The sequence below is a fragment of the Arthrobacter sp. Y3224198 genome (assembly GCF_059090025.1).
Map to the genome: position 1 here is coordinate 55573 of NZ_JBNHFG010000017.1, position 8876 is coordinate 64448.

The 8876-nt window shown below is 68.8% G+C and carries 9 protein-coding genes and 1 pseudogene; 1 reads left to right on the forward strand and 9 read right to left on the reverse strand.

From position 1 onward, the window contains the following. Positions 1 to 40: 40 nt before the first annotated feature. The 9 genes and pseudogenes from allB to AC5RUF_RS10965 all read right to left on the reverse strand — a co-directional run bounded on the left by allB (position 41) and on the right by AC5RUF_RS10965 (position 8428). Positions 41 to 1384, reverse strand: a complete 1344-nt coding sequence (allB, locus tag AC5RUF_RS10925; RefSeq protein WP_494130577.1) for an allantoinase AllB — start codon at positions 1382 to 1384, stop codon at positions 41 to 43. Beyond that, positions 1385 to 2170 (reverse strand): annotated as a pseudogene (locus tag AC5RUF_RS10930) (hydroxypyruvate isomerase family protein); the annotation flags it as partial. It lies immediately after the preceding gene. Continuing rightward, a complete protein-coding gene (locus AC5RUF_RS10935) occupies positions 2167 to 3012 on the reverse strand; it encodes a bifunctional allantoicase/(S)-ureidoglycine aminohydrolase (RefSeq protein ID WP_493998113.1) in 846 nt (281 codons plus the stop codon). The pseudogene AC5RUF_RS10930 and the gene AC5RUF_RS10935, both read right to left, overlap by 4 nt. Continuing rightward, positions 3012 to 4325, reverse strand: coding sequence for a DUF6986 family protein (locus tag AC5RUF_RS10940; protein WP_494130571.1), 1314 nt, complete (start codon positions 4323 to 4325; stop codon positions 3012 to 3014). Before AC5RUF_RS10940 ends, AC5RUF_RS10935 begins: the two co-directional genes overlap by 1 nt. A 10-nt stretch (positions 4326 to 4335) precedes the next feature. Continuing rightward, entirely contained in the window at positions 4336 to 5838 is a 1503-nt protein-coding gene (locus tag AC5RUF_RS10945; RefSeq protein ID WP_494130572.1) for a nucleobase:cation symporter-2 family protein, read from the reverse strand. After that, a complete protein-coding gene (pucL, locus tag AC5RUF_RS10950; RefSeq protein WP_494130573.1) occupies positions 5838 to 6773 on the reverse strand; it encodes a factor-independent urate hydroxylase in 936 nt (311 codons plus the stop codon). The genes AC5RUF_RS10945 and pucL overlap by 1 nt, the downstream gene beginning before the upstream one ends. A gap of 2 nt (positions 6774 to 6775) precedes the next feature. Further along, complete coding sequence (gene uraH, locus AC5RUF_RS10955; RefSeq protein WP_494130574.1) at positions 6776 to 7117, reverse strand: hydroxyisourate hydrolase; 342 nt, start codon at positions 7115 to 7117, stop codon at positions 6776 to 6778. Beyond that, positions 7114 to 7632 (reverse strand): 2-oxo-4-hydroxy-4-carboxy-5-ureidoimidazoline decarboxylase, encoded by a 519-nt coding sequence (uraD, locus tag AC5RUF_RS10960; protein ID WP_494130575.1) that lies wholly within the window; start codon positions 7630 to 7632, stop codon positions 7114 to 7116. Before uraD ends, uraH begins: the two co-directional genes overlap by 4 nt. A 274-nt stretch (positions 7633 to 7906) precedes the next feature. Then, the gene (locus AC5RUF_RS10965; RefSeq protein WP_493998866.1) at positions 7907 to 8428 is read right to left on the reverse strand and encodes a hypothetical protein; all 522 of its coding nucleotides are present in this window, start codon (positions 8426 to 8428) and stop codon (positions 7907 to 7909) included. A 172-nt stretch (positions 8429 to 8600) separates the two neighbouring features. Here AC5RUF_RS10965 and AC5RUF_RS10970 point away from each other — a divergent pair. Then, positions 8601 to 8876: DUF3995 domain-containing protein (locus tag AC5RUF_RS10970; RefSeq protein ID WP_494130576.1), on the forward strand; the 276-nt coding region annotated here is incomplete at its 3' end.

Below are 8876 nucleotides of genomic sequence, written 5' to 3' on the forward strand. Positions count from 1 at the left end.
CACAGATGTGACGAACGTTTCTGTATACCGGAGTCCCGGCTCACCCCTCGCCGCGGCGCAGCAGACGGCCGCGCGGCACCGCCGGGTCGACGTCGGCGCCCGCCAGCAGGGTCCGCCGCACCACCCCGGTGAGCGTTTTGCCGGCGTAGGGAGTGATCGGGTTTTTGTGCTGCAGGGCCGCCGGATCCACGGTGAAGGTTTCTTCCGCGGCAAACACCGCAAAGTCGGCGTCGTTGCCCGCCCGGATGGCACCCTTGTGCTGCAGCCCGGCCAGTTGCGCCGGGGCGGCAGCCATCCAGTGCAGCACCTGCGCCAGGGAAATGCCGCGGATGCGGGCCTCCGTCCAGATCAGGGCCAGGCCAAGTTGCAGCGAGGACACCCCTCCCCAGGCCACACCGAAGTCCCCGCGTTCCAGGTCCTTCAGGTCCAGGGTGCTGGGCGAATGGTCGGAGACGATGCAGTCGATGGTGCCGTCCAGCAGGCCGGACCACAGCTGCTCGCGGTTGGCGTCTTCCCGGATGGGCGGGCAGCATTTGAACGCCGTGGCGCCGTCGGGAATCTCCTCTGCGGTCAGGGTCAGGTAGTGCGGGCAGGTTTCGGCGCTGAGCCGCACGCCCTCGGCCTTGGCGCCGCGGATCAGCGGCAGCGCGGAGGCGGAGGAAAGGTGCAGGATGTGCGCCCGGGCGCCGGTGCGCCGTGCGGCGGCAACCACCCCGGCAATGGCGGTGTTTTCCGCTGCCGGCGGCCGGGAGGCCAGGAACCCCGCGTACTGCGCGCCGGGCGGAGTGTCGGTGATGGCGGCCGGGTCTTCGGCATGCACGATCAGCAGTCCGTCGAAGGTCTTCAGCTCAGCGAGGGCGGCTTCCATTTCGGCCGGTTCCAGGTGCGGGAACTCGTCCACGCCCGAATGCACCAGGAAGCACTTGAATCCGAAGACCCCTGCCTCATGCAGCGGGCGCAGCTCGGCCAGGTTGCCCGGCACGGCGCCGCCCCAGAAGCCCACGTCAACCACGGTCTGGGGTTCCGCGCAGGCCCGCTTGGTGTCCAGCGCCGCCACATCGACCGTGGGCGGGATGCTGTTCAGCGGCATGTCGATCAGGGTGGTCACGCCCCCGGCCGCGGCTGCCCGGGTGGCGGAGGCGAAGCCCTCCCATTCGGTGCGTCCGGGCTCGTTGACGTGCACATGGGTGTCTACCAGGCCGGGCAGCAGGGTCTCATCGGCGGCCAGCTCCAGCACCCGCTCGCCTTCCAGCCCGGTGCCCAAGGGGACGACGGCGGCAATCACGCCGCCGGACACGGCCACTTCGGCGGGGGCAATCCCGGCCGGGGTCAGCACGGATTCCCCGCGGATCACCAGGTCGAAGGGCGGCGCGGACGCGTCCAGCCAATCAAACGCCGCGGCCGCCGCTGCCCGGTATTCCAGGGACACCTCTCCCCGGTAGCCGCCGGCCCGGAGCTCCCGGATCCACTGTTGCAGCGGCAGGTCCCCGGTCCCGGGTGCCCCGCGACCGGGGGCATCGGCAATCTGGACATGCCCCAACCGGCCGGCGTCGGAACCGATCAGCGCCGCCACGTCGTCGCCGTTCACGGCCAGGTGGTAGAGATCGGCGAGCAGGGCCACGTTGCCGATCCCGGCGTCGTGCACCCTCTCCAGCACCGCGTAGGCGTCGGCGGAGGTCTTCAGCGGATAGTCCGGGGCGCCGCTGAGTGGTTCCAGCAGCACGGTGCCGCCGAAGGGTGCCACGGCCTCGGCGGCCTCGCGCAGATTATGCAGGGCTTCGGCGTCCTGTTCGGCCGCGGTGTAGCGGGTATCCCGATTGCCGTAGAGGGCGTTAAACAGCCGGCAGCCCAGCCGCTCGCCGATCCCGGCGACCACCTGCACGTTGGCGCGGAAGTCCGCTCCCCGGTGCGGCAGGGACAGCAGGCCGCGTTCCCCGGCGTCCATGGGGCCGGCGTCGAAGTTCAAGGCACCCAGCTGCACACCGGCGTCGCGGATGGCCGCTTCGAAGGCCTGCATCTGGGCTTCGGGCGGTACGGATTCGGTAAAGGGCCACCAGAATTCCACCGTGTCGAAGCCGGCGGCACGCGCCGCGGCGGGACGCTCCAGCAGCGGCAGCTCGGTAAAGAGGATGGAGCAGTTGGCCGAGTACCCGGTCCGGATCCCGCTCATGACCAGGTGCCGCCCAGCTGGACCTGCCGGTTGACGTCCTTATAGAGGAGGTAGCGGAAGTTCGAGGGGCCGCCGGCGTAACAGGCCTGCGGGCAGAAGGCGCGCAGGGACATGTAGTCGCCCTCTTCCACCTCCACCCAGTCCTGGTTCAACCGGTACACGGCCTTGCCCTCCAGCACGTACAGTCCGTGTTCCATGACGTGTGTTTCGGCAAACGGAATCACGGCGCCGGGTTCAAAGGTCACCACGTTCACGTGCATGTCGTAGGCGACGTCGTCCACCGGGATCATCCGGGTGGTGCGCCATTTGTTGTCCGTGCCCGGCATCGGCGTCGGTTCGATATCCGCCTCGTTGCCGAACACCGGTTCCGGGATGTGGCCCAGCAGCGGCTGATAGGCCTTGCGGATCCAATTGAACTTGGCGGGTGCGTCGCCGTCGTTGGCCGCACTCCACAGCGCTTCGGGCGGCAGGTAGGCAAACCCGCCCGGCGTCAGTACGTGGTCCTGACCCAGCAGCCGGACGGTCAGTTCGCCCTCGAGCACAAAAACGAAGGACTCCACCGTCTGCTCCGGCTCCGGATGGGCGGAACCGCCGCCCGGGGCAACCTCCAGCAGGTACTGGGCGAAGGTGGTGGCCCCGCCGGCCACCGGACGGTTGAGGATCCAGGTGCGGGTGCCGGTCCATTCCGGCAGCACGCTGGTCACGATGTCGCGCAGCACGCCCCGCGGGATCACCGTGTAGGCCTCGGTGACCACGGCCCGCCCGGTGAGCAGATCGGTCTGGGCGGGCAGCCCGCCCTCCGGGGCGTAGTAGCGGGGAGTGTTCGGGGCCGGGACAGTCATCAGGAAACCTTTTCGTGTGGAGCGGAGGGAGATGTTGAGGCGGAGATTTTGGGATATGCCAGGGCGGCCAGTTCGACGCCGGGGAGCCCGGTGCCGCGCTGCACCTCCTCCTCGGTGAGGGCGCCGCAGAGCAGGCCGCGGTGCACAAACCGGGCCAGCGCGCGGGCGGTGGCCGGTTCATCCAGGACGCTGCCTTCCACCTTCTGCACATAGCTGCGCAGCCGGTACGCGGCGGCGTCGAACCCCTCGCGGTAGAAGGCATAGGTGGCCAGGAAGCGGGTGGGCAGCTGGGCCGGGTGCAGGTCCCAGCCCTGGTAGAAGCCGCGCTCCAGCGAGCGCCGCACCAGCCGGGCGTGCAGCCGCCAGGCCGAACGGATCTCTGCGGAGCTGCCCAGCGGCAGGATGTTGGTGGAGCCGTCGGAGAGCCGGACCCCGGTGCCCGCGGCCGCCACCTGCATCACGGCCTTGGCGTAATCCGCGGCCGGATGCTCCATGGACTGGTATTCGGCGGCCACCTGCACCGAGTCGGAGTAGTCGTAGGTGCCGTAGTGCAGGGCGGAGACCCTGCCCTTGCCGCGGTGGATCAGCTGGGCGGCGGGCACGGTGCCGTTGGCGGCGAGGATCAGCTGCGGGGTTTCCACCTGCACCTCGAACCGCAGCCGCCCCGGCGCCAGGCCGTGCGCGTCTTCGAGCAGTTCGCAGGTGTAGTCCATGGCCTCCACCTGCTCCACGGTGGAGACCTTCGGCAAGGTCAGCACCAGCCCCTCGGGCAGCTCCCCGGCGGCCAGCAGGCCGGCCAGGAACAGGTCCAGGGTCCGCACGCCGCGGGCACGCGTGGCTGCTTCGAAGCTCTTGAACCGGATGCCCACAAACGGCGGCGCGGTCCCGGCAGCCACCGCGCCGGCCACGGCCGCCGCGGCCTGCCGTGCGTGGCTGTCCTCCTCCTCGTCCGGCCGGATGCCGTACCCGTCCTCGAAGTCCAGGCGCAGGTCCTCGACCGGTTCGCTGCGCAGCTTCGCTTCCACCAGCGGCACGACGGCGGCGGCCAGGTCCGCGGACAGGCCCACATCGGCGGCCAGCCCGGTGAGCGTTCCCTCGGCTTCCACCGCGGCCAGCGCCTCCGTCCCCCAGTTCTTCGGCAGCGCGGGCACGCACCGGTCGGCCGGGATATAGACGGTGTGCACCGGCTGCCGGGTGCCGGCGTCGCCGGGGTACGCGGCGGCCAGCAGCCGGTCGGTGTCGGCCAGGACGGCGTCCAGGCGGTCCAGGTGCCCGGCGCCGAGGACGGGCTGGGGTACGGAGGAGGAGTTCACAGTAGCGGTCCTAGTGGGAATCGGTGCCGGTGGTGGTCAGCGGGACTTCCTGGCCGTCCGCGTCGAGCAGCTTGCCGTCGCGGACATGGTCGCCGTCCTTCAGCGCGGCCGGGTCCTCGATCCGGACAATCCGGTTGGAACCTTCGGCAAACACCGAGGGGTCCTGCGGGTTCCCGGAACGGATGTGGTTGAACAGGATGTTCATCAGGATGGCCATCACGGCGGCGGAGCTGATGCCGGAGTGGAAGATGGTCCCGAACCAGGTGGGGAAATTGTCATAGAACGTGGGGGCGGCAATCGGGATCATGCCGAAGCCGATGGACGTGGCCACGATAATGAAGTTCATGTTGTTGCGGTAGTCCACCCGGGCGAGGGTGCGGATGCCGCTGGCGGCCACCGTGCCGAACAGGACTATGCCCGCCCCGCCCAGCACCGGCGTCGGCACCGCGGCCACTACCCGGCCCAGGACCGGCAGCAGGCCCAGGATGACCAGGATCAGGCCGCCGGCGCTGACCACAAAGCGGGACTTCACGCCGGTGATCGCCACCAGTCCCACATTCTGTGCGAAGGCGCTTTGGGTAAAGGAGTTGAACACCGGGGACAGGGCGCTGGAGAGCATGTCCGCGCGCAGGCCGTTGCCGATCCGCTTGGAATCGACCTTGGTGTCCACGATTTCCCCCACCGCGATGATGTCCGCGGTGGTTTCGGTCAGCGTCACCAGGATCACGATGACCATGGAGATGATGGCCGCGGCCTGGAAGGTGGGCATTCCGAAGGCGAACGGCTGCGGCAGCGCGAAGATGGCGCCGGTGCCCACCTCGGAGAAATCGGCCTTGCCGGTGAACACGGCAAAGAGGGTGCCCAGGACAATGGCAATCAGGATGGACAGCCGGGAGACGGTGGAGCTGCCCAGCTTGCTCAGCAGCAGCACCAGGAGCAGGGTCAGGCCGGCCAGCCCGATGTTGGAGACGCTGCCGTAATCCGGCGCGTCGCTGCTGCCGCCCATGGCCCAGTTGGCGGCCACCGGCATCAGGGTCAGGCCGATGGTGGTGATGACGACGCCGGTGACCACCGGCGGGAAGAAGCGGATCACCTTGGCGAAGACCGGGGTGATCAGCAAGCCCACCAGGGAGGCCACGATCACCGCACCGAACACGGACGGCAGGCCCCCGCCGCCGTCGAGGATCGCAGTCATGGTAGCCACTCCGGCGAAGGAGACACCCTGCACCAGCGGCAGCTGCGAGCCGAAGAACGGGATGCCGATGGTCTGCAGCAGGGTGGCCAGGCCTCCCACGAACAGGCAGGCGGCCACCAGCATGCCGATGTCAGCCGAATCCAGGCCGGCGGCGCTGCCGACAATCAGCGGCGGGGCAATGATGCCGCCGTACATGGTCAGGACGTGCTGGAAGCCGTAGGCGAAGGTGCTGCCCAGCGGCAGCCGGGTGTCCTCGGGCCGGAGCGCGGTGCCTGCTGCGGCCCCTCCGGCCGGCACGGTGCGGTCTTTGCGGCTCATCAGCAGAATCCGCCCACGGTGTTCCACACCGGTGAGTTGCCGTCGGTGCCTTCGCGCAGCACCGCGGCCTCGATCAGCCCGTAGGGCCGGTCCGCGGCAAAAAACACCTCGTTGGGGTTGTCCAGGCCGAAGGGCGAGAGGTCCACGAGGAAGTGGTGGTTGTTCGGCAGTGAGAGCCGCACTTCGGCGATTTCCGGGTACGCGGCCAGCACGGCCCGGCCCATTTCATACATGCTCTGCTGCAGGGCCAGGGAGTGGGTATCCGCAAAGGCGTCCAGCATCAGGGTGCGGGCCGAGGCGTAGATGGCATTGAAGTCCAGGGCGGCCAGGTCCGTGCCGGGGGCGTAGCGCCATTTGGCCGTGACGTCGGTGGCTAGGATCCGGTCCGTGGTTTCGGCCAGGGTGGTGTACCGGTCCCGGGGGAAGCCGTGGAATTCGGAGCCCGTGGACTTCAGCACGGTCAGGTCGCTGATGCCGGAGACCAGGTGCTGCTCGCCGTCCGCGGAGAGCAGCACCGCGGTGCGGATCTCGGACTTGTCCTTGGCAAAGGCGTGGTCATGGTCGCTGATCCGGTTCCAGAAGTACTGCTCCGCGGCCCAGCGCCCGCCGCTGACCCAGTCGAAGCTGCCGGTGAAGTGCGCCTGGAGACGCAGCAGGAACTCTTCGGGCGAGCCGACGCCGTCGCGGGCGAATGCGTAGATGGTGTTCTTCTGCGTATCGGTGGCCACCACGTGGGAGTTGTCCCCCTGGGTGTGGGCGGCCTCGAAGTCCCCGTGCAGCTGGGAAGTGACGCTGAGGTCCTCGAGCCGGTGCCGTGCGGTGTCGCGGGTGACCTTCACCAGCCGGACTTCGGCTTTGCCGTACTGGTTGCTGCCCAGCACGATCCGTGCGGCGCCGGCAGGGTTTCCGGCGGGGGTCTGTGTTGTTTCAGTCATGGTCAGCTTCCTCGGTAGGTGGAGTAGGCGAAGGGGCTCAGCAGCAGCGGGACATGGTAGTGCTGGGCCGCGTCGGCCAGGGCGAAGGTCAGGGAAACGCTGGGAAAAAAGGTCTCGGTGCCGGTGGCGGCGAAGTAGTCCCCGGTGGCGAAGTCGATCCGGTAGGTCCCGGCCGGCACCTGCTCCGGCCCCAGGCCGGCCACCCGGCCGTCGGCGTCGGTGGTGCCTTCGCCGATCTGCTCCCAGTCCCGGTCCTGCCGGGACCAGAGGGTGACGCCGACGCCGGCGGCGGGCCGCCCGGCGGCGGTGTCCAGGACGTGGGTGGTGATGTGGCTGCGGGTCATGGGTTCAGCAGTCCTTCCAGGCGCAGGATGGCGATTTCACGCAGCTCGGCTGCGATGACGGGGAGTTCTTCTTCCGGGGTGTGCTGCAGCCGCGCTTCGAGGGCTGCCAGGATCTCTCCGGCGCTGCGGCCGGCTGCCCGGATCAGGAAGACATGGCCGAATTTCTCGTCGTAGGCGCGGTTTCCCGCGGCGAGCCGGTCCTGGACGCTGTCCAGGCCGGACACGGAGGCCTGCTCGCTGCGGGAGAAGGCCGCTTCCGTGCCCGATCCGGCGGGGCGCTCGCCGATCCGGGGGTGGTGGGCCAGGGCGCCGTCGATCTCGGCCCGGGTGAAGTCCGGGGCGGCCAGTTCGGCGAAGCTCAGCAGTTCCCCGGCGGCGGCGAAGGGCCGGGCGCCGGCAATCTCGTTGTACCAGCGGGGAATGTCCAGGCAGGGCCGCAGCATGGCTTCCGCCTCGGCGAAGCGGGCGGTGTTGAACGCGGTGAGGAAATCCGGCGTCGTTGGTTCGTCAGGCACGGGTGTCAGCTTTCGGTAGTACTGCCTCCGATGCCGGCGCTGAACACCCTTGACCATCGGCGGAGCCGACTTGATTCGATGTTTCCGGCAATCGGAATTGATATTCCCGACAGTCTGGGCGAGGCGCGTGGAATCTGTCAAGGATTATCCAATTGCTACGGAATAAAACGGATTTATGTTTCCGGTGCGTAAATTAACGCGCAATACCCGCGGGGATTCCCCCACGGGTATTGCATTTCCCTGCAGTGCTGATCCGGCGCGGTCCGCCTGCGGCTCAGGAGTAGCTCACGTACTGGCCGGTGGGCGCCGATCCGCTGAATCCGGTTCCGGTACCGAACCGCCCGTCCAGCTGGCAGGTCTGCTGTGAGCCGGAGAAGACCACTTCGGTGAAGCCGTAGGTCATATCCATCGACGAGCCGGGGGAAAGGGTGAGCTCCCCGATCTTCGATCCGGCATCCCAACTCTGGCTCTCGAAGGCATCGATGCCCTCCTGGGACTTCAGGGCGGCCAGGACGTCCGGCAGGGACACGGATTCGGGTAGCTTGGCGGTTGATGTCGCTGCTGCCATCCGCGTCGCCGGAATGGGGGCCTCCTGTGCGGAGGGGTTGGTGAGGGTGCCGGATTCGTGCGGATCGCCGCTGCCGATGGAAACCGAACCGGGGGTGAACGCCGTGCGCACCTCGCCGGGACTGCATTCGGTCTGTGCGGCCATGGCCGAGAGCGGTAGTACCGCGGAGCCGGCCATCAGGCCGGCGGTGGACAGTAGGACGGCCGTTCTTCTCGTCGCGTTCTTCATGTCGCTCCTCTGTGTGCCGGCATCTGCCCGGCACCCTTCGGGGAGCCCCCACGCTACCGTTAGGCAGCCTCATGTCAAGGGCGTGGCCGGCCGGCCCGGGAGGTTCCGGTCCGCCCCCCCCTGGTTGAGCCGGCGCTTCCACCTTCAAAGCAGGGGTTCCACAATGGAACCAATGGACGCTGCAACCCGCAGGGAGCTCAGTCTCTGGTGTGTGTGGACGGCCTGCATCATCGGCCTGGTGCATGCCGCATTCAGCATGTACTGGGCCGTGGGCGGACAGTGGCTGTTGGACACCGTGGGCCGCTGGGCCGTGGAGCAGTCCCTTCGGGCCCCGCGCGGGACCGCGTTCCTCCTGGGCCTGGTGGCACTGGCCAAGGTGGCCGGTGCCCTGGTACCGGTGGCCCTCGCGACCAACCAGCTGCGCCGGCCCGGGCGCTGGCGGGCCGCC